Annotated in this window: 13 protein-coding genes; 8 read left to right on the forward strand and 5 right to left on the reverse strand. The window is 41.3% G+C overall.

The window, feature by feature from the left end:
- The first annotated feature begins 53 nt into the window (after positions 1–53).
- The 3 genes from DZC72_RS07665 to DZC72_RS07675 are packed head-to-tail and all read left to right on the forward strand — an operon-like array spanning position 54 to position 2618.
- Positions 54–797: a glycerophosphodiester phosphodiesterase gene (locus DZC72_RS07665; RefSeq protein ID WP_125222250.1), complete on the forward strand. Its 744-nt coding sequence runs from the start codon at positions 54–56 to the stop codon at positions 795–797.
- On the forward strand, positions 797–2068 hold the full coding sequence (locus DZC72_RS07670; protein ID WP_125222251.1) for a BaiN/RdsA family NAD(P)/FAD-dependent oxidoreductase: 1272 nt from the start codon (positions 797–799) through the stop codon (positions 2066–2068). Before DZC72_RS07665 ends, DZC72_RS07670 begins: the two co-directional genes overlap by 1 nt.
- Before the next feature lie 4 nt (positions 2069–2072).
- Positions 2073–2618, forward strand: a complete 546-nt coding sequence (locus tag DZC72_RS07675; RefSeq protein WP_125222252.1) for a DUF1697 domain-containing protein — start codon at positions 2073–2075, stop codon at positions 2616–2618.
- Here the strand turns inward: DZC72_RS07675 and DZC72_RS07680 are convergent.
- Positions 2611–3099 carry a TspO/MBR family protein gene (locus tag DZC72_RS07680; RefSeq protein ID WP_125222253.1) on the reverse strand — a complete coding sequence of 163 codons (489 nt, stop codon included), beginning with the start codon at positions 3097–3099 and terminating at the stop codon, positions 2611–2613. The genes DZC72_RS07675 and DZC72_RS07680 overlap by 8 nt on opposite strands.
- Positions 3100–3166: 67 nt before the next feature.
- Here DZC72_RS07680 and DZC72_RS07685 point away from each other — a divergent pair, with 67 nt between their 5' ends.
- From DZC72_RS07685 to DZC72_RS07705, 5 genes are all read left to right on the forward strand, one after another.
- Positions 3167–4255 (forward strand): diphosphomevalonate/mevalonate 3,5-bisphosphate decarboxylase family protein, encoded by a 1089-nt coding sequence (locus DZC72_RS07685; protein WP_125222254.1) that lies wholly within the window; start codon positions 3167–3169, stop codon positions 4253–4255.
- Positions 4256–4397: 142 nt separating this feature from the next.
- Positions 4398–5333 carry a mevalonate kinase family protein gene (locus DZC72_RS07690; RefSeq protein ID WP_125222255.1) on the forward strand — a complete coding sequence of 312 codons (936 nt, stop codon included), beginning with the start codon at positions 4398–4400 and terminating at the stop codon, positions 5331–5333.
- 18 nt (positions 5334–5351) lie between these two features.
- Positions 5352–6257, forward strand: a complete 906-nt coding sequence (locus DZC72_RS07695; RefSeq protein ID WP_125222256.1) for a geranylgeranylglycerol-phosphate geranylgeranyltransferase — start codon at positions 5352–5354, stop codon at positions 6255–6257.
- Between the two features lie 119 nt (positions 6258–6376).
- Positions 6377–7219, forward strand: coding sequence for a pseudouridine synthase (locus tag DZC72_RS07700; protein ID WP_125222257.1), 843 nt, complete (start codon positions 6377–6379; stop codon positions 7217–7219).
- Between the two features lie 23 nt (positions 7220–7242).
- Entirely contained in the window at positions 7243–8301 is a 1059-nt protein-coding gene (locus DZC72_RS07705) for a zinc-binding metallopeptidase family protein (RefSeq protein WP_125222258.1), read from the forward strand.
- A gap of 210 nt (positions 8302–8511) precedes the next feature.
- Here DZC72_RS07705 and DZC72_RS07710 read toward each other — a convergent pair whose 3' ends face one another.
- The 4 genes from DZC72_RS07710 to DZC72_RS07725 all read right to left on the reverse strand — a co-directional run bounded on the left by DZC72_RS07710 (position 8512) and on the right by DZC72_RS07725 (position 19342).
- Positions 8512–9786 carry a hypothetical protein gene (locus tag DZC72_RS07710; protein ID WP_125222259.1) on the reverse strand — a complete coding sequence of 425 codons (1275 nt, stop codon included), beginning with the start codon at positions 9784–9786 and terminating at the stop codon, positions 8512–8514.
- A gap of 62 nt (positions 9787–9848) precedes the next feature.
- The gene (locus tag DZC72_RS07715) at positions 9849–11444 is read right to left on the reverse strand and encodes a M1 family metallopeptidase (RefSeq protein WP_125222260.1); all 1596 of its coding nucleotides are present in this window, start codon (positions 11442–11444) and stop codon (positions 9849–9851) included.
- A 137-nt stretch (positions 11445–11581) separates the two neighbouring features.
- Positions 11582–12514, reverse strand: coding sequence for a PorP/SprF family type IX secretion system membrane protein (locus tag DZC72_RS07720; protein ID WP_125222261.1), 933 nt, complete (start codon positions 12512–12514; stop codon positions 11582–11584).
- Positions 12515–12517: 3 nt separating this feature from the next.
- Positions 12518–19342 carry a BspA family leucine-rich repeat surface protein gene (locus DZC72_RS07725; RefSeq protein ID WP_125222262.1) on the reverse strand — a complete coding sequence of 2275 codons (6825 nt, stop codon included), beginning with the start codon at positions 19340–19342 and terminating at the stop codon, positions 12518–12520.
- Positions 19343–19487 lie beyond the last annotated feature (145 nt).

Genomic DNA, 19487 nt, shown 5'->3' on the forward strand with positions numbered 1-19487 from the left:
AACTTTCTGGCGGGTTACTTATATTTGACTGATAAAACAGATATATAGAGCAAATGAAAAGAGTATTTTTAACCTTAGTTTTTGGGATACTACTATCTTCCTGCAATATGAATCAACCTTTGGTAATCGGGCATAGGGGTGCCATGGGACATGAAACCGAAAATACCTTGGCTTCCGTTCAAAAGGCCATGGATCTGGGCGTTGATATGATAGAAATCGATGTGTTCAAAATCCAAAGTGGGGAAATCGTTGTTTTCCATGACGAAACGGTGGACAGATTGACCAACGGCCCAGGAAAGATTGAGGAGTACAACATTTTCGACCTAAGCAAATTATTAGTTAATGGCGGACACAAAATCCCAATGTTGCAGGATGTCCTCAAATTGATAGACAATAAAGTGGCCCTGAACATAGAGCTAAAAGGGGATGATACAGCAGATAAGGTCAACCATATCATGAACTATTACATTGAGAAACAAGGATGGTCGACCGAAAATTTTATCATTTCCAGTTTCAAATGGGACGAGTTACGCGAAATGAGAAAATTGAATCCAAACGTACAGCTTGCGGTATTAACGGAAGAAAACCCTGTGGACGCCATTCCTGTGGCTAAGGAACTTAACGCGGTTGCCATAAATCCCTATTTCAAAAACCTGGATTTGGAAATCGCAAATCAGATCAGGGAAGCCGGACTTAAAATTTACGTGTGGACCGTAAATGAGGATTTTGATATTGACGCCATGAAGAAAATTGGTGTTGACGGTATCATTACCAATTATCCTGAAAGGGTACGGTAATGTTCGATGTGGTCATTGTCGGGGGCGGTGCGGCCGGTTTTTTTGCGGCCATCCATATCGCCGAAGCTAGACCCCAATTAAAAATAGCCATCCTGGAACGTGGCAAACAGGTGTTGACCAAGGTAAAGGTTTCCGGCGGTGGAAGATGTAACGTTACCCATGCCGAGTTCAACCCCGCAGACCTTGCGTCCAATTATCCAAGAGGAGAAAAGGAGTTGTTAGGGCCTTTTCATACCTATGCCACTGGAGATACCATCGGGTTTTTTGAAAAAAGGGGTATATCCTTAAAAATTGAGGAGGATGGCAGAATGTTTCCAACAACGGATTCCTCACAGACCATTATCGATTGTTTTACATCCGAAGCGGATAGATTAGGCATACATATAGTTAGAATTTGTACCGTTACAGGATTTAAGAATGTTTTTTCTGATCAAGGGGATCTATGGGAAATAAGCACTGCCAAAAAAGCGTATAGATCCAAAAAGTTGTTGTTGACTACCGGAAGCAACCCCAAAATTTGGGGACTATTAAACGGTTTGGGCCACACCATCGTTCCTCCGGTACCTTCGTTGTTTACCTTCAATATTCAGGACGAACGCATCAAAAATATACCGGGTATAAGTTCACATACCGAAGTTACCGTTTTGGACAAAATAAAATCCCGAAGAAATAACGGTCGTGTAGGCCATAGCGAAATCCTGTCATCCGAAGGACCATTATTGATTACCCATTGGGGTATGAGCGGTCCGGCAATTTTAAAACTTTCCGCTTGGGGTGCTCGTATATTGGAATCCTATAAGTACCAGTTCAAAATCAAAGTGAATTGGGTTCCGGACTATCACCCAGACGGACTCCTGGAATTATTCATGAAGGTGAAGCAGGTCGAAAAAAAGACGGTTTTAAGAACCAAGGTGGTGGACGTCCCCAAGCGATTATGGGCCAATTTGGTTTGTGCCGCCGGAATCGATGATAGCCTTACATGGCCAGAAGTAAGCAAAAACCAGTTACAGGACTTAACGGCGCAATTGACGGAAAGCCTGTTCTTCGTAAATGGGAAGAGTACTTTTAAGGAGGAATTTGTGACCGCAGGAGGCGTGGACTTAAAGGAGGTCAACTTCAAAACCTTTGAAAGCAAAGTGCTCCCAAATGTTTATTTCGCGGGTGAAATTTTAAACATTGATGCGATAACAGGTGGCTTTAATTTCCAAAATGCCTGGACGGGCGGTTTTTTAGCGGCCCAGGGGATTGTCAACAGTTTTGATCGAACGTAAAACGATGGATAAAAAAATCGCATTTTTAAGGGGAATCAATGTAAGTGGGCAAAGAAAGGTTCCTATGGCAGAATTGCGTTCAATCCTGTCCAACAATGGATTTAAGGGCGTAAAAACCTATATTCAAAGTGGTAATGTTATTTTTGAGGAAGCTGATGTATCGGTTCCCGAAACAAAAGTCTCTTTGGAAAAAATCATTAAGGCTCATTTCGGTTTTGAGGTGCCCGTTTTGGTCAAGTCCGTATCGGATTTGCATAAGATCATCCGCAATAACCCATTTTCAAGAAAAGAGGATTTGGAAGCCAATAGAATATACTTTGTTATGCTTTTTGGACCCCCCAAAAAGGAAAGGCTAGATTTGTTCAGGAAGGAGGTCTATCCGCATGAAACATGGGAATTGGTAGAGGATTGTTTGTATCTCTGCTGTAAAAACGGGTACGGAAATGCCAAATTGAACAACAACCTAGTAGAACGAAAGCTAGGTTTGGAAGCTACCACTAGAAACTACCGCACGATGTTGAAATTATTGGAAATGGGAAACGCTAATTAAGTTCCCAGATTTTGTAATTCAGTAGGGTCGCAAAGCAGACCCATGCCAAGTACGGGATTAAAAGAAACGCCGCTATTTTGCTCACCAGCCTGAACCATTTGATGGTAAAGATAATCATGACCAAAAGCGCTAGGATGACCAATAAGGCCCAAAAGGGCGATTGAAGTCCAAAAAAAACAATGCTCCAAAGCGCATTTAATAAAAGCTGAAAGCCAAAATGATACAGGGCGGTCTTAACCCACTTATGATGGAAACCTTTCGCCCAGACCCATCCGGCAGATATGCCCATCATGATATATAAAGTAGTCCAAACTGGGGCAAATAACCAGTTGGGTGGATTAAAACTGGGTTTGTTCAAGGTAAGGTACCAATCGTTCACGGAACTTTGGGTAACCACACTGGATACAAATCCGATAACAAGACACAAGGTGACACTTATCAAAACAAAGGGAAGTCTCTTTTTTAGTAGGGCCGTGTTCATGCCCTAAAATAATCATTTATTTTTATTGGTCTGGCTAAAAACTATCTTTGCGAAAATAGTTGGCTACATGACAGAAAAAGATTTTATCCCTTCCAAACCCATTGATTTATTTGAGGAGGGAAAGGTTGCTTATAAATCCCCTAGTAACATTGCATTGGTAAAATATTGGGGAAAGAGGGAAGGACAAGTTCCAGCAAACCCTTCTATCAGTTTTACATTAAGCGCATGCGCCACTACCACCAAAATAAATTTTAAAAGACTGGATAGTCCTAACCCTGAATTTTCTTTTGAATTTTTTTTCGAAGGGAATCCAAAACCCAGTTTTATACCTAAAATCGAAACATTTTTTAAACGAATTGAAGCTTATGTTCCATTTTTAAAGGACTATCATTTTATTATTGAAAGCTCCAATTCGTTTCCTCATAGTAGTGGTATCGCTTCATCCGCAAGCGGGATGTCGGCTTTGGCCTTATGCCTTGTGGAAATAGAGAGAATACTTCAACCAGGAATGGATGATGGTTTCTTTTGTAAAAAAGCTTCTTTTCTAGCTCGATTAGGTTCTGGAAGTGCCTGCAGAAGCATTGAGGGACCTCTTGTTTCTTGGGGAATACATGATGAAATTCCAAATAGTACCAATTTATATGGTGTTTCCTATGATTTTGAAGTACATCCTGTTTTTAAAAACTATCATGATACCATTCTTCTAGTGGACAAAGGACAAAAGCAGGTTAGTAGTACCGTAGGTCATGATTTGGTCAAGGGACATCCATTTGCAGAGCAACGTTTTCAGCAGGCCCATAGAAATCTTAGCAGCTTAAAGCCGATCTTAAAATCGGGCAACTTGGAAGAATTTATAAAGATTGTGGAAAGTGAGGCCTTGACTTTGCACGCCATCATGATGACCGGAGACCCCTACTTTGTTTTAATGAAGCCCAACACTCTGGAAATAATAAATAAAATATGGGCATTTAGGGAGGCATCCGGTACACATGTATGCTTTACCTTGGACGCAGGTGCTAACGTGCATGTGCTTTACCCGGAAAAAGAAAAAAAAGAAGTGTATCAATTTATTGTGAATGAGTTAGTTGCATACTGTGAAAACCAGCAGTATATTTGCGATCGAATTGGTTTAGGTGCCACAAGACTAAAGGTTTAGGTAGATACTTTTATTGTTTTAAATGCGTTAGCTGAATAGGTTTTTTGGCGATAGACCTTTTTTTTGAGCAAAAAGATTAAAAATTGCGCTATAGTTATCTATATTTATAGGTGTTTAAGCCATATCGGTTTTATTTAAACAAATGAAAGGACCACTATTTTATTCAAAAATTCTTCTTTTTGGGGAGTATGGAATCATCAAGGATTCCAAAGGGCTTTCCATTCCCTATAATTTTTTTAAGGGGGCTTTGAAAACCAGTAGCGACTCGGAAAAGGCGAAAAAGTCCAACCAAGCTTTACGTGAATTTGCATCGTACCTAAAGGAATTGGCTATTACAGAGCCGGAACTGGTTGCCTTTGATTTCATCGCAATGGATGCAGATATTGAGGAAGGAATGTATTTTGATAGTTCCATTCCACAAGGGTATGGAGTAGGTAGTAGTGGAGCATTGGTCGCGGCCATTTATGATAAATATGCCAAGGACAAGATAACGGTACTAGAAAACTTGACCAGGGAAAAACTCCTTTCCTTGAAAGCCATTTTTGGTAAAATGGAATCATTTTTCCACGGTAAATCTTCTGGATTAGATCCTTTGAACAGTTATTTAAGCCTGCCTATTCTGATTAATTCACAAGACAACATTGAATCCACCAGCATACCATCCCAAAATTTGGAAGGTAAGGGAGCCGTATTTTTATTGGATAGCGGATCCATCGGTGAAACGGCCCCTATGGTTCAAATCTTTATGGAACAAATGAAGAATGAAGGCTTTAGGAATATGCTTAAAGACCAATTTATTAAGCATACTGATGCTTGTGTGGAGGATTTTGTGAACGGCAACGTTAAATCCCTTTTTGGAAACTTGAAAAAGCTTTCCCACGTGGTATTGGATAATTTTAAGCCAATGATTCCTGCCAAATTTCATGATTTGTGGAAGCAAGGAATAGAAACGAACGACTATTACCTAAAACTTTGCGGTTCTGGTGGTGGCGGATACTTTCTTGGATTTACCGAAGATCTTGAAAAAGCGAAGAAGGCCCTAAAAGACTACAAATTGGAAGTGGTCTACAATTTCTAGTATATACCCAACATATTCATGCTTAGTAGAAAAAACAAACTCCTGCTATTAAAGGTATTGAGTCTGTTTTCAGTGGTACGTGGGTACAATTTATTAATGATCGTATTGGCCCAATATTTGGCATCCATCTATATTCTTTCACCCAATCTACCGGTAAGGCAAGTTGTTTTTGATGTCAATCTTTTTGTAATCGTTGTTGCTTCCGTTCTGGTGATAGCTGCAGGCTACATTATCAATAATTTTTACGATGCTGAAAAGGATCTGATCAACAAACCTAGGAAGACCATGCTGGATAGGTTGGTGAGCCAGCATTTCAAATTGTCTTCGTACTTCGTGTTGAACTTTTTGGCCGTTTTTGCAGCAAGTTATGTTTCTTTTCGGGCAGTACTTTTCTTCTCGGCCTATATCTTTGGTATCTGGTTCTACTCCCATAAGCTGAAGAAAATACCCTTTGTTGGGAACTTTGTTTCCGCTACTTTGGCTATTACACCTTTTTTTGCCGTTTTCGTGTATTACAAAAACTTTGAAACCGTAATATTTGTTCATGCGATGTTTCTGTTTTTGTTGATTTTGGCCAGGGAATTGATAAAGGATTTGGAAAATATTTCTGGCGATGTGGCACAAAATTACAGGACGATACCCATTATTTACGGGGTGGGTGTTTCCAAATCGTTCATTGGAATTTTGATGTTGATGACCTTGGTACCTGCCCTATTATTGATTTTTAAGTTTGATGTTGGTTACATGAACTATTATTTTACAGGTTGCATCCTTCTTTTTATTGTCTTTTTGGTCATTCTTTTTAAATCTAGTACAAGGAAGCATTTTTTATGGCTTCATAATATTCTCAAACTGGTCATTGTAGTGGGTGTTTTCAGTATTTTATTGATAGATGTTGATTTGGTCCTAAATCGAATTCTTTAGTCACTACTTTCAGAATTTTCACCCCATGTATCATTTTGTTTCTTCAGAAAGCAAGGAATGAATTAAACCAAGAAGAAATACCATATCCCTTTCTTACCTTTGCTTAAAATAAGACAGTTATGAGCAGGGGGGATTCAAATAAAGGAGATAAGGCTTCTGGGAGGCAAGGCGGTTCTTTTAGAAAAAAAAGTTATGCTAGGGGTAATGCGCCTATAAAGAAAAACACCGCTCCAAAACAGGTAAGCGACCCAAATTCCATCCGGCTGAATAAATATGTAGCCAATTCCGGGGTTTGTTCCAGAAGGGATGCAGATATTTATATAGCTGCCGGAAACGTTACCGTAAATGGAAAACCGGTTACGGAAATGGGATACAAGGTGAAATTAACGGATGAGGTCAGGTTTGACGGGCAACTGTTAAATCCAGTAAAAAGGGAATATGTGCTTTTGAACAAACCAAAGGACTTTTCTACCACCATACGGGACGAAAAAGGGAAGCGTCATGTATCCGGATTGATTTCAAGTGCCTCCAAATCAAAATTGCTTCCCGTGGATAAGTTGGACAAGGAAGATACGGGACTGCTACTTTTTACCAATGATGGTGATTTGACCAAGCGTCTAAAGAGTCCCATCAACGGTCTTAGAAAGATTTACCACGTGATATTGGACAAGGACCTTAGGAGTGCGGATCTAGTTAAAATTCAGGAAGGTGTTGTAGTGGACGAGAAAGTGGTCAAAGTACAGGAAATCAGTTTTATTGACGATGCCCCAAAAAGAGAGGTAGGTATAGAAATCTACAGTTCCAGAAATAAAATTGTCCCAAGACTTTTTGAACAATTGGGCTATAAAATTGTAAAAATGGACCGTGTGGTGTACGGCGGACTCACAAAAAAGGATTTGCCCCGGGGCCACTGGAGGTATTTGACCGAGCAGGAAATCATCAATTTAAAAATGATAAGATAAACTCAGCCTATGAATGGGAGACCATGAAATTGTTCCAATGTTCCAAATGTGGTAATACGGTTGTTTTCGAAAATAACCTTTGTGTTTCTTGCGGGCACTATCTGGCATATTCTTCCTACTACAATCAAATGGTTTCGCTGGAACCCAACCGCTCAGAATGGGCCATACCATCTTTGAACGGTGAAACCTATAAGTATTGCGCCAATAATCTACATGGAATTTGTAATTGGTTGATTCCCATTGATAATAACTCGGAATTTTGCTTGGCTTGTTCCTTGAACAGGACCATACCTGACTTATCGTATCAAAAAAATCAAGAACATTGGAAGCAAATTGAATTTGCAAAGCATAGGTTGGTATATCAGCTATTGAGGTTAAAGTTACCCATTGTCAATAAAGGGGAAGATCCGGAGACTGGGCTTTGTTTCGATTTCCTATCCCCAAAAAACAAGAACAATCTAAAAACCGGGCATGCCCATGGCGTTATTACAATCCTTATTTCTGAGGCTGATGCTGTGACCAGGGAAAAGGTCAAAGAGAAAATGGAGGAGCGTTACAGAACGATGTTGGGCCATTTTAGACATGAAGTAGGTCATTATTATTGGGATATCCTCATACGGACTGATGAAAACGTATTATCAGGCTTCAGGGAAATATTCGGAAACGATATGGTCCCATACGATGGCGCCTTGCAAAATTACTATTTGAACGGTCCTCGACAAGACTGGCAGAACTTCCACATTAGTAAATATGCTTCTTCCCATCCTTGGGAAGATTGGGCGGAAACATGGTCCCATTATCTACATTTAATGGACACTTTGGAAACCGCCTATAATTTCGGACTGAAGACAACTCCAAACTTACAAGGAACACACAGACTGGGCTTCAATGCCGATTTTGACCCATACTATGAAAACGATTTTCCTACTATTTTAAAAACAGGTATTGCATTATTCTATTCCCTGAATAGTATGAACAGGTCCATGGGAAAGGACGATGCCTACCCTTTTATTATTTCAGAGCCTGTAAAGACAAAATTGACATTTATTCATAACCTTTTATTCCAGAGGAAAAGTTTTTGAGCCAAACTTTCTTTTGAATGTGATCGCTCATCTTGTTTAGTTATGCTTTATTGTAAAAAAGCATAAATTATGAATATATCACCCGTATTAGGTTTTGCAAAACTATTGGTAAAGAGCAGAAAGACTAAATTGTTATTGATCGGGGCCCAGCTAGGATATGTTGGTTATAAATACTTGAAAAACAGAAAGAGAAAATACCCAAAATCTAAATCAAAAACAGTCAAAACAACCGATTAGGGAACTTGGCAGTTCTAAATCTTCAGAACCTTTGAGTGGTTCGGTAAGGTAATCCCTATTTTCAATGATTTCATAGAAGTCGTTTGCTATTTGAGGAAGATTATCTCTTCTTGTTTGAATTGCCTTTATGATTCTTTCACCATCCAGTTCAACTAAAAATGGTTGCCAGGCTTTGAAACTTTCTTCAATAGCCAAATTCGAAAGTAGGCCTTGTAATAGCTTCGCCTCTTTAATGAAATATTCTCTTGGAGTATTTTTCAGAAAATATATATCAAAAGGCATGACCAATCCAGGTAGGTAATCTATTTCCTCTTTAAATGATTGGAGGTCCGGTAATACATGTTTGTTAGAAATGATAGAGGGTATGATTCCATCAACACTAAAAAATGCATTATCCCTATCCCCGGCAAGTGGTATTGCTATATATTCGGTTTCATTTTGAGTTACAACCCATCCCCACTGTTTGGAGTGACGGTCCCAATCACCTATGATAATATCAAATAGTCTCGCCCTAATCAATGTTGATTTGTCTATGTTAAGTAAAGGGCCCGTATCCTTTTTCAATTCTTGCAAGTCTTCAGTATCCAAAATGGCCTTCACGTTTTTATAGTGGGTCCAATTTTTTCCTCCATCCGTTTCATGTTCCAACAAGTAAATTTTATTACCATAGTCCTTATTTAACTTTTCCAGAGCGTTTTGTTCTGGGAGAAAAACAGCCTTAGGGTCAGTATGTAGAAGATTTGATTTTTCCGCCAATTTAGCTACTGCTAAGGCCGCATAGGGATGCTGAGCGGAAATCCCATCAACAATAATATTCTCTAAGCCAAGGGTTCTGGCCCATTCTGGAACCAATGGTTCAGGATCTTTATTTATACTTCTAAGTGTATAGATATACCCACTTTCGGTCTCTAGCTTAAGACTGTGTGTTTGTTTTCCGCCCCCTTTCTTCAAAATCTCTGCACCTCCAAGCAGGGTATCCAAATGTAGTACTGGAAACTTTACTGGTGTAGACCACGCTTCACGATACTGTTGCCCTTGCATCATCTTTTTAACGGCGTTAGCTTTGTACAATGTGCTTGGTGCAACAAGTACGGAGTCAATTCGTGAAAAATCAATAGACTTCAAATCTTCTATATTTAGAACAATGGACGAAGTCTTATTTTCCTTACGTGTAGAAGAAATGGAGATATAGGTAAGTAAGATAAAAGCAAGAACAATTATCCCTAAAATTAAACCGATTTTTTTCATGGAATTAAATTACCCATGAAACGATTAACTTAATACTTCTGAAAATTTTTTTTAGAACCCAATTACAATTTTTCTTCAAACAATAACCAAGTGTTAGGATCTATGGTAATTGATTTAGGAGCTTCATTCATGGGTATTTCGAAAATGGTCTTTTTGCCTTCAACATCTAATGTATATGTTTTTTCTACATCGTCCCCTACGCGTATTTCCAACGGAAAGGAAAAAGTAAAGTGGTCTTGCACTTGCTCAACATCGACAAAAAGCTTGTTTTTCTCATAATGCCAAGACCATTTAATCTCTGGATATCCCTTGGTAAATATCCATTGTTGAAAAAAGGTATCCAGGTTTTTTCCCGAAATCTCTTCCATGACAGCCTTGAAATCTTCGGTTAATGCATTGGAGTTCTGATATTTTTTATAATATGCCACAATGCCTTCCCAAAAAAGGTCATCCCCCAATTCATGTCGAAGCATATTTAAAACCCAGCCACCTTTTTGGTAGGTGTTCACGCTCAATACTTTTAGCGGGTCCTTAATGCTGGGGTCTACAATGGGTGATGGATTCTTTTTGTAATAATCGATTATCTGATTCCGATCTAATATCAGTTCCTCTTTTCTTTTTTCATCGCCGTAAACACGCTCTTGGTACAAAATGGCGAAGTAGGTTGCAAAACCTTCACTAAGCCACACATGGTTCCAATCCTTTTCCGAAGCAGAATTTCCAAACCACTGATGCGCTATCTCATGGGCAATGAGTCCCTCGACTTCATTTTTCCCGTTGACCGAATTTTCAAAATAGGCAATGGTTCCCGCGTTTTCAAGGCCTCCCCACTGGGTCTTTGCTTGCATATTGGCCAGTTTGGCATAGGAGTACGGACCTATTTGTTCAATAAAATATCGGAGGACTTTCGTGGCAACGCCATAATCCGAAAAGCCCTCCAGACGATTCTCTGGATACACCCATGCCGTAACGGGAATATCATACACTTCCCCCAACAACCTACTGGCAAATCTTGTGACCCCAATGGTTACGACCTTCATGGCAACGGGCGCAGGTTCCCTATAAATGGTCAATTTTGTGTCATTATCAAGATAGCTTTCCTCAATTTTTTCGCCCGTGGCTACCACATCATAATGGTCCGGGGCGGTAATCTTAAATTCAATGGAAGCCTTGTCGTACGGATGATCAACGGAAGGTAACCAATGTCTGGCTAAATTGGGCCAGTTGTCACCAAAGAAGGAACGTTGGCCAAACTTGGTAGTGTCTATCACCAAGCCTCTTTCAGGTATGCCATGATAGTTTACCGTATATACCTGAGATAAGGGCGTGGATTGATTAGGGGTGATGGTAATTTTATTGTTTTCAAAAACATAGTCCGCAGGTTTTCCTGCTTCGGAAACATTTGAAATTTTCATTCCGTACTTGCCGGAATATCCTATAAGGTCCAATTGAAAGGGAACCGATTCTTTTTCAAAATCCACATGGATTTCCGCCTCTCCTGCAATAACATTGGTAGTGTCGTTTAGCTGTAAATTGAATATATATTTCTTTATATCGACCGATTCATTTCTAGGGTAGGTGTCCTGGGATTTTAGGGAAGGGGCCGATAAAATACAAAGGGCTAGAAGGCAAACGGTTTTACGAATAGACTTTTTCATGAATATAATAGGCGCTAAAATAAAGGCCTAAGATAGAATATATATCCATTTTACCCATTGGGTTGTGGACACGGAAAACCAAAATTCCTTAAATCAGCTTCGATTTAGCTTTTTGTACAATGAACGAAGTAGGGCTGTTAATCTCTGTGATACCCTTCGCCAAAAAGATAGCTCACCACGATCCCATGGGTGTTTCCAAGCGGATTATCGTTAAAGGCCAAGTTGTAGTTGTATATCGCCCTTATATTTTTTAGGAGATAGACCCCGGCCAACAAATTGATGGACGAATTGGTGCGGTAGCCGGTGCCCAGTTCAAACCTGTTTTTATAGCTCATGGCCACATTAAAATCTAATTGAAACGGGGCTCCGTTTTCATACTTGGCCAGCACATTGGGTTTGATCATGATTTCCTCAAAAATGTTCGAATAAAATCGGTAGCCAAAATAGCCGTAATAGGAATTGGAGAGATCTAGATTATCGTCCGTAGCCAAGGTATCCCCCAATACGTTAGGAGCTGAAAAGCCCAAGTGAAAATCGGCCAGGTTCAATAAGATCCCCAAGCCTATGGTGGGTATGGAAGCATTGATGTTCTGGGCGAAATTGGGATCACCAACGATACCCAGATCAAGAAGATTGTCTTGGTATTGCTGTAGCCCTCCCGAAATGGCGAAAGAAAGGGAGTTGGGCGTGTACACCTGCCAGTAGGGCCTGTTCTTCTTTGTATCGAAAAATATCTTATAAGAATAGGTCGCAAAGGCATTGGTGGAGGTCGTTACGCCAATTTCATCGCGAATGAACCCTGCCCCCAATCCTACTTTTCCTCTGTTCAAAGGGGTATGCAGGCTTAATGCAAAACTTCGCGGACTTCCTTCTACCTGGTTAAAAAAACCGGTATTGCTTATGGATATTTCCGTACTTGGGGCCAGTCCGGCATATGCCGTATTGATGAGATACGGATTGTAATTATACTCAGCAAACAAGGGAGTCTGCTGTGCCTGTAATTTGCTTCCGACTATCTGAAATAGAAAGTATATCGCCAATAAAGCGAATTGGTACATTGTTTTGTTCATTTATTATCGCTTTAAGACTAAGAACCCTTGTAGTTTATTAAGATTGTGTTCGCCGGATACCTGTATGTTAAAGAAATAGGTACCACTTGGGAGTTCACTGGCTCCAAGTTTTGTTTTTCGATTGGCGGTACCATTAAATACATTGGACTGATTATCATAGCCCTGAATCTCGAATACCAAATCCCCCCATCTATTATAGATGGAAACCGTGTTATCAGGATTTAGTTCAATACCGTCAATGGTCCAAAAATCGTTTATGCCATCCCCATTTGGAGAGAACCCGTATAAGGTATCATCTTGATTAATGGTGGTGAACATAAATTCGGTACAGTCTATGGCATCCCCCAAGAAATTGTAAGGTGTAATCCTCACATAATACCTGGTATCCTCCATCAATCTTTCCATAAACGTGTAGGAAGTTAGGATGCTTACATCTTCATTATTGACCACATCGCTGCCACCGGAAGAAGTACCAACGCTGAGTCGGTATCCATCTGCCGTGGGCGATTCCTCCCAAGTAAGAGTTATATCTACAGGAACGTTGATATCCCCATTGCTTGGAGTAAGCAAGGAGGTACAATCTGGTATGGTGGGCAAGGTTTCCGTGGTAAAACTCTCTTCTGAACATCCCATTGCCGTTCCATCCAAGTTATAAGGAACGATGGTCACAAAAATGACGGTAGCTTCAGGCAGGTCCGTTGCCAGATCGTACATGCTTACGTTCCCCACGTCGATAGTGTCCAAAATATCGTTTCCACCCGATGTGGTTCCCACTGTTAGGTAATAGCCATCCGCATTGGAAACGGGAGCCCAGGAAATATCGCTGGATAGGATTACATCGGTTGCATTATTTAATGGACTGGTCAGGTTGGTGCAATCTGGAACATTCAATACAGTTTCCGTGACGAAACTTTCTTCCGCACAACCTATGGCACTTCCAACGGCATTATAAGGAACAACAGTCACAAAAATTGTGGTAGCTTCAGGTAGGTCTGTAGCTAAATTGTACATACTCACGTTCCTAACATCGATACTATCGAGGATATCGTTTCCGCCCGTTGATGTTCCTATGGTCAGATAATATCCATCCGCGTTGGAAACGGTATTCCATGAAATGTTCGTGGATAGGATTACATCGGTCGCATTGTTGAGCGGTGCCGTCAAATTGGTACAATTGGGTACGGTTGGCAAGGTTTCGGTTACGAAGCTTTCTTCCGCACAGCCCATTGCATTTCCAACTGAATTATAGGGTACAATCGTCACAAAAATGGTAGTAGCTTCGGGCAAATCCGTTGCCAAATCATACACACTTACATTGCCAACATCTACATTGTCCAAAATGTCATTTCCGCCGGAAGTAGTTCCCATGGTCAGGTAATATCCATCTGCATTTGAAATGGTATTCCAGGAAATATTGGTGGATAGGATTACATCGGTTGTATTGTTGAGCGGAGCCGTCAAACTGGTACAGTTGGGTGCGGTTGGCAAGGTTTCCGTCGTAAAACTTTCCTCGGTGCACGAAGCGGCACTTCCAAAACTGTTGTAGGGTTCAACGGTCACGAAAATAGTTGCATTTTCGGGTAAATCCGAAGGAAGGTCATACATGGTCACATTTCCTAAATCCATAGCGTTAAGAATATCCGTTGATCCGGATGCCGTTCCTACAGTAAGATAATATCCATCCGTATTTGCGGCAGCGTTCCAACTAATATTGGTGTCCAAAGGTACATTCGCCGCCCCATTCAATGGGGATGAAAGCGCCGTACAAAGGGGAGGGTTGTTCAAGGTGGAAGTTCCGGTCCTAAAATTCTCCTCGGCACATCCAACGGCATCGCCTACCTCATTGTAGGGTATAATGGTTACGTAGTGCGTTCTGTTGCCCTGTAATGTTTGTGGGAAGGAATAGGTAGTCGTGTTTCCAACATCTATGCCATTGGCGATCTCAATACCGCCCTGTGTTATCCCCACATTGACGATATAACCTGTAGCGCCGTCCACCATGTTCCAAGTAAGATCCGTATCAATGGGTACATTCACGGACCCCGATATAGGATTGGTTAGGTTTGTGCACACCGGTGGTACGGGAATCAACTCCGTACGGAAGCTTTCCTCGGTACATCCCAACGCAGGATCTTGTTCGTTATAGGGTACTATCGTTACATAAATATCCGTATCCTCGGGTAGGTTGGCTGCCAGATTATAATTGGTGGTATTCCCAACGTCTATATTGTCCAGAATTTCATTGCCTCCGGAACTGGTGCCAATCGTCAATCTATAGCCATCCGCATTAGAAATGGGCTCCCAGGACAAATCGGTATCCACGGCAACTTCCGTAGCTCCGTTCATGGGCATAGTAAGTTGGGTACATTCCGGTATGGTTGGTGGATTGTTAGCTATCGTAAAACTCTCTTCGCTACATGCCACGGCACTTCCCGTATCATTGGTGGGAACTATGGTCACGTATACGGTTTCACCCCCTAAAAATTCGGTTGGGAACTCGTAGGATGTTGCATTGACCACGATTTCATTATTCAGGATATCATTTCCTCCCGGAGTAGTACCAACGGTCAAATGATATTCACGGGCGTAAAGGACAGGCTCCCAATTTAGGTTGGTGTTAACAGGAACATCAACTTCACCCTTTAAGGGTGCAACAAGTAGGGTACATTCAGGAATCGGGCAATCCAGTATATCCTGATAGAAGGACCATCCAAAATTATCCGTCATGGATTGCCTTTCCTCAAGCGCATCGCAATATAGCAAGCCTTGGGCTCCCAACGAAAGACCAGGAGTAAGATTTTGCTCGGACCATGCAATCAAGGTATTGTCGTAGTTAATGCGAGTCAACGCCGTATTGTTGAGCATGTTGGTCACATTGCTGACATCCCCCATTACCCAATCCCCTAAATACTGGTCAAAGGCCGAAGCATTTTCAAACATGGCTTGCATGGAAACACTGCCAAGGTCCCATTGTTCTACAGGCTGATTGAAAGCTGAGGCGTTCCTGAACATCGAATTCATATTGCCTACCCCGGAAACGCGCCAAGTATTAATATTTTGATCGAAGGCCGATGCATTTTCGAACATGCTTTGCATTGTGGTGACCCTACGTACGTTCCAATTATCCAAAGGTTGATTAAAGGCAGATGCCCCGTTGAACATTGAAAACATGGTAGTGACCGATGCCACGTTCCAGGAATTTATGGGTTGGTTGAAGGAAGTGGCACTTTGGAACATAGCCTCCATAGTTGTTACGAAAGAAGTGTTCCAAGCATCTATATTTTGGTTAAAGGCCGATGCTCCCCTGAACATTTCCCTTGCGTTCAATAGCTCACCGGTATCCCAATTTGGTATTGGCTGGTCAAAAACAATTGCATCCTTGAACATGGCTTCCATATTGGTTACGGAACCTACGTTCCAGTTACCTATGGATCCGTTAAAAACCGCCGCATCCTCAAACATGGAATTCATTAGAGTAACCGAAGAAACATCCCAACTATTCAATGGTTGGTTGAAAAGCGCCGCACTCTCGAACATGGATGCCATATTGGCTACGGCACTCACATTCCAAGAATCCAAGGGTTGGTTAAAAACGGAAGCCGATTGGAACATGGATTGCATGTTCACGACGGAATTCACGTCCCAGTTACTCAAAGGTTGGTCAAAAGCACCTGCCAATTGGAACATACTGCGCATATTGGTAACGTTGGTAACGTTCCAGGTATTGATGTTTTGATCAAAGACCTTTGCATCGTAGAACATGTATTGCATGTTCGTAACTTCGGATACATCCCAATTACCCAAGGGTTGGTCAAAATTATCCGTATCGCGGAACATGTAACTCATGTCCAAAACATTGGATACGTCCCAGCTATTTATGTTTTGATCGAATGCCGTGCTCCTACGGAACATGGCCTGCATATTGGTTACACTACTTACATCCCAATTATTCAAGGGTTGGTTAAAGACCATATCGAATACAAAACCGTCGAACATTTGACTCATATCCGTTACATTGCCAACGTTCCAGGAATTTAGCGGCTGGTTAAATAATTCTGCCCTTTCGAACATGGAAGACATATTGGTAACGTTGCTTACGTTCCAACTATCTATATTTTGATTAAAGGCAGATGCTTGCCGAAACATATCCGCCATATTGGTTACACTGCTTACATTCCAATTGTTAAGGGGCTGGTCGAACGAGGTTGCCGCTAAAAACATGGCGCTCATGTTTGTAACATTGCTTACGTTCCAATTGTTCAAAGGTTGATTAAAATCCGTTGCACCTATGAATACGCCGTACATATCGGTCACATTGCTTACGTCCCAATTGGAAATATTTCCATTGAATAATGCACAGGAACCAAACATACTTCGCATATTGGCTACACTTGACAGATCCGGAACATCGGTGGCGTTATATTCCATGTTGGAGCATCCATAAAAGGCTAGTTCCATAGATTCCCATGGTTGGGTGCCCCATTGATCTATGGAGATTAGTTTAAAACTATCCGAATTTGAGTAATAATGGTAGGGTGCCGGAAAATTGCCTATAATGGAAACGGTATATATTCCTGGGGTAAGATAGGTATGCGTTATGGTACTCGTAACATGGTTATTGTATTGGCCATCACCCCAGTCGATGGAATAATCATATACTAAATAGCCTGGATACCCCGTATTGGCCTCTATTCGCAACTGATTGGCGGGTGTACTCTTATAGTCGGTCAGGGTAGTATTGTAGGTCAATTTAAAAGCAGCTGGACTATTGACCCAGCTTTCAACTACCGTGAAGGTAATAGGGGTACAACCCACTGCATCGCCTTCGGCATTAAATGGGATTACCAATACGGAAACATCGTCCCCTGGGGTAAATTCATTGGTGAAATCTACTCCTACAATAGTCGCTCCCAAAGTTTGATTGTACACCTCCACTGGTCCCGAGCCATCGTCCCTGGTTACCGTTACCCTATACCCAGTAGCATTGGGTACCGGGTCCCATCGAATATCACTATTGGCGGGTACTTGGGTATCACCTGCCGCCGGCATTGTAATGTTTGCGCAAAGTACGAACGAACAGTTTATGGAATCCCCGGTAATGTTCCAGCCATGGTTATCCATCAAATCTTGTCTGGCATCGCGACCATCACAATAAGTAAGGTTCGTAGCTCCCAGATTTACGTTTGATTGGACCGTTTGAGCTGCCCATCCTATCAAGGTATTGTCGTAATTTTCTTGGGATATTCCAGAATCGGACAGCATATTCTCCATACTGGATGCATTGCCAATAGGCCACATGCCCAAATTTTGATCAAATGCAGTAGCTTCTTGGAACATTCTGCCCATATTGGTAACACTGGCGGTATTCCAATTGGATAAAGATTGGTTAAATACTGGTGCCCCCCTGAACATACCGTTCATATTGGTAACAACATCCACGGTCCAAGAGTTCAAGGGTTGGTCAAACACCAATGCCCTCAAAAACATATTGTTCATTAGTGTAACGTTACTTACGTCCCAGCTATCCAGAGGCTGATTAAATAACGGAGCATTCTGGAACATTTCGCTCATATCTGTAACGGAGCTTACATCCCAGCTTCCAATAGGTTGATTGAACATATGGGCTCCATTGAACATCCCTTTCATATTGGTAACATTGCTAACGTTCCATCCGGTTATATCCTGATTGAAGTTGTCCGTGTCCCTGAACATATAGCTCATATTCGTCACATTGCTCACGTCCCAATTGTCCAAGGGTTGGTTGAAGGTAACGTTCCAAATCCATCCATCGAACATACCGGCCATGTTCGTCACATTGCTTACGTTCCAGTTGTTAAGAGGTTGGTTAAATGTTCTATGTCTAAAGAACATGTTGCTCATATTTGTAACATTGCTCACGTCCCAACCTTCAATAGGTTGATTGAATTCCCCTTGTGCGAACATACCGGACATGTTGGTCACATTGCTTACGTTCCAGTTGCCAATAGGTTGGTTAAAATCAGAGGAATAGAACATATTGGACATGTCCGTTACATTGCCAACGTTCCAGTTGTTCAAAGGGCGGTTGAAACTATTTGTACTTTGAAAGGTCCCGGACATATTGGTAACCTGACTTACGTCCCAATTATTGATGTTTTGATTGAACGAAGAAGCACCTGAAAACATTCTTGCCATTGTGGTAACGGAGGCCACGTTCCAGTTGTCCAAGGGTTCGTTATAGGCGCTGGCACTATCAAATGTATGGGACATGTCCGTGACCGAAATCGTATTCCAGGCATCCAATGGTCTATTGAAAATGGAAGCTCCATGAAACAGACCTGCCATGGTAGTGACATTGCTTACGTCCCAATTGTTCATGATACCGTTAAAGTTTCGGCAGTTCCTAAAGGTTTGCGACATATTGGTGACTTGGGACAAGTCCGGCGAATTGATGGCATCAAAGTTGAGGTTTTCGCATCCGTAGAAGGCATTTTCCAACGTTTGCCATTGAATGTTCCCCCAGTCCAGTATTTCAATTATTTTTAGTCGGTCTCCCGTATTGTTAAAATAAATGGCAGGAAAACTACCGCTAATTTGTATGGTATAATTTCCGGGAGATGCGTAGATATGGGTTATATTCCCTGTAACTCCCGTATCCGTATTTCCATCGCCCCAGTCTACATCATAATTATAGGTCGTATACGCAGGGTTTATAGGTATGGTTATCGCGTTGACCGCCGAAGACCCGCCGCTTGTATTGTTCGTATTCCAAATGGAAGTAAAGGATTGTGAGCTGGCTGTTACACCGATTAAAAGCAGAATGAAAAACGGGAAGAACTTCTTGAACATAATTCGACATTATAATGTTTGCTGAGAACGTTTTCAACTTCGAATTATTTTAGGAAGGAAGAAAAATGATGTCAGTTGGCCAATATTGGTTGTAAACGCTCCCAAACAATCAATTTTAAAAGGATTTTGGTGATTCGTGATAGTA

Source organism: Maribacter algicola, from assembly GCF_003933245.1.
Lineage (GTDB): Bacteria > Bacteroidota > Bacteroidia > Flavobacteriales > Flavobacteriaceae > Maribacter > Maribacter algicola.

What these genes read in the sequence shown, in the direction of transcription:
- DZC72_RS07665 (WP_125222250.1), top strand. Translation starts at nt 54, where the DNA reads ATGAAAAGAGTATTTTTAACCTTAGTTTTTGGGATACTACTATCTTCC.
- DZC72_RS07670 (WP_125222251.1), top strand. Translation starts at nt 797, where the DNA reads ATGTTCGATGTGGTCATTGTCGGGGGCGGTGCGGCCGGTTTTTTTGCG.
- DZC72_RS07675 (WP_125222252.1), top strand. Translation starts at nt 2,073, where the DNA reads ATGGATAAAAAAATCGCATTTTTAAGGGGAATCAATGTAAGTGGGCAA.
- DZC72_RS07680 (WP_125222253.1), bottom strand. Translation starts at nt 3,099, where the DNA reads ATGAACACGGCCCTACTAAAAAAGAGACTTCCCTTTGTTTTGATAAGT.
- DZC72_RS07685 (WP_125222254.1), top strand. Translation starts at nt 3,167, where the DNA reads ATGACAGAAAAAGATTTTATCCCTTCCAAACCCATTGATTTATTTGAG.
- DZC72_RS07690 (WP_125222255.1), top strand. Translation starts at nt 4,398, where the DNA reads ATGAAAGGACCACTATTTTATTCAAAAATTCTTCTTTTTGGGGAGTAT.
- DZC72_RS07695 (WP_125222256.1), top strand. Translation starts at nt 5,352, where the DNA reads ATGCTTAGTAGAAAAAACAAACTCCTGCTATTAAAGGTATTGAGTCTG.
- DZC72_RS07700 (WP_125222257.1), top strand. Translation starts at nt 6,377, where the DNA reads ATGAGCAGGGGGGATTCAAATAAAGGAGATAAGGCTTCTGGGAGGCAA.
- DZC72_RS07705 (WP_125222258.1), top strand. Translation starts at nt 7,243, where the DNA reads ATGAAATTGTTCCAATGTTCCAAATGTGGTAATACGGTTGTTTTCGAA.
- DZC72_RS07710 (WP_125222259.1), bottom strand. Translation starts at nt 9,786, where the DNA reads ATGAAAAAAATCGGTTTAATTTTAGGGATAATTGTTCTTGCTTTTATC.
- DZC72_RS07715 (WP_125222260.1), bottom strand. Translation starts at nt 11,444, where the DNA reads ATGAAAAAGTCTATTCGTAAAACCGTTTGCCTTCTAGCCCTTTGTATT.
- DZC72_RS07720 (WP_125222261.1), bottom strand. Translation starts at nt 12,514, where the DNA reads ATGAACAAAACAATGTACCAATTCGCTTTATTGGCGATATACTTTCTA.
- DZC72_RS07725 (WP_125222262.1), bottom strand. Translation starts at nt 19,342, where the DNA reads ATGTTCAAGAAGTTCTTCCCGTTTTTCATTCTGCTTTTAATCGGTGTA.